Origin of the sequence: Halalkalibaculum sp. DA3122, from assembly GCF_043951865.1 — a bacterium.
Lineage (GTDB): Bacteria > Bacteroidota > Rhodothermia > Balneolales > Balneolaceae > JAMQKA01.
Genome location: NZ_JBINJF010000084.1, coordinates 1 through 1,676, shown reverse-complemented (window position 1 = coordinate 1,676; position 1,676 = coordinate 1). Strand labels below are relative to the sequence as shown.

Genomic DNA, 1,676 nt, shown 5'->3' with positions numbered 1-1,676 from the left:
CCATACTTCTGGGCAAACGCATCATCCCAGCCCGTCAGCCCCGCCAGGTAGTACTGCCCGTCGGCGGGATTGATCGCCGCCCGCTGGGTGCCGCTCTCAAACTGGAATGGAAGGGCAGAAACGGCGGCCTGCGTGGTCCCGTCCACCTGGTCCATCAATACCTGGTAAGCCCACCCTTTGCCGAAGCTGGTCCAAATGAGCCGATCCCCCAGCGGGCCCCACTCGGGGGGCGTCCAGGCCCCGTTGCCCGGGGAGTTGTCAAAGGCCTGGGGCATCCACACGATCGGCTCGTCAAAGCTGAGCGGCAGAACGGCCCCGCTTTTGGGATATTTGGCCAGGTCCGGGCGCATCTGGTATTCCTTGGGCCCCGGATGGGTCGCTCCCCGGTTGATGGTCGGGATATACCCGTAGAACCCTCCCTCCTCGACCAGGCTGATCTTGTTGGCCGGCATCCAGTTGCCCTGGTTGTCGCTGACAAAGAGGCGATCCTGCGGGTCCACGGTCACCCCGTTGGGGGCGCGGAAGCCGATGGCCACCGACTCCTGAGTGTGCCCGTCCGGGCTGACGCGGATCAGGTTTCCGGGCTCATCATTATTGGTGTACTGCCCGGCTTTGGCATACAGAAAGTTACCCTTGCTATCCGTTTCTAAAGAGAAGTTGTACGCCTGCACAGGTACATCCGAGACGTCCGTATCCGCAAAGAAGGACTCGTAGAAATCGGTCTCCCCGTCCCCGTTCAGGTCGTTCAGCCGCATGATGCGGTCGCGGCAGATCACGTAGATCCGCCCGCCTTTGACCTTTACGCCGAAGGGATCGTACAGGCCGGTGGCAATACGCTGCCAGGAAATTTCATCGAGGTCGTCGTCTATGCCCTCGGCCAGCCACACGTCCCCGGCGTAGGTGCTGACCACCGCCCGGCCGTCGCCGAAAAAGTCGAACCCGGACGGGCGGATCCAGCTGCCCCACGGGTTGTCGAACGGCAGGGTGATCTGGTCTACGGTGTATGGGTAGCCTTCCGGAATGGTGACCAGGTTTTCGGGGGCCTCCTGGTCGGCCTTCCCGTAGTGGATCGGATCGTAGTGCGGGCGACCGGCATTAAGCTGTCCTTTGGTTACAACAGTCTCTTTCCAAACGCGCGGTCCACCCTGCGTAAAGGTTTCCGGCTTCGTAATTACCCGTCCCTGCACCTCCGACAGGTACCCGGCAAAGGCCCGGTACTGGGCCTGCCCCTGCCCGCTGAAGCGGTGGATTGTGATTGTTTGTTCTTCGTCAGAGGGGGGAACGTAAAGTCCCAGATGATGAGGCTGCTCGATGACCCATCGCATCCCCTGCGTATCGCCCTGCACCCCGGCGGCAAAAAACTCACCCATAGAATCTCCTTCTCCGGGAGCGGTCAAGATCAAACTTTCATGAGGGTTATCCCAGTTCTCCTCGCTGAGTCCATCGGTAGCATTGGGATTGTTCAGTGCAAACACACCTTCCCTGACGGTTTCACTATCCCAGTCTCCGAGCCCACCAAGCATAATTTTACGCCAGGAATCTCCCGGCGCTATAGTCATGGTGTGCCGGATGACCGGGATCCCCTCCAGCATGTGAGATGATGGCTTTTCCAACACCTTACGCCCCATAATGGAGTACGACAGTACGATGTCTTCACCATGCTGGTAGTGGCCGTG

1 pseudogene is annotated in these 1,676 nt (G+C 60.1%); it reads right to left on the bottom strand.

Annotated elements, in window-relative coordinates:
• Nucleotides 1–1,676, bottom strand: a pseudogene (locus ACG2F4_RS19260) (hypothetical protein); the annotation flags it as partial.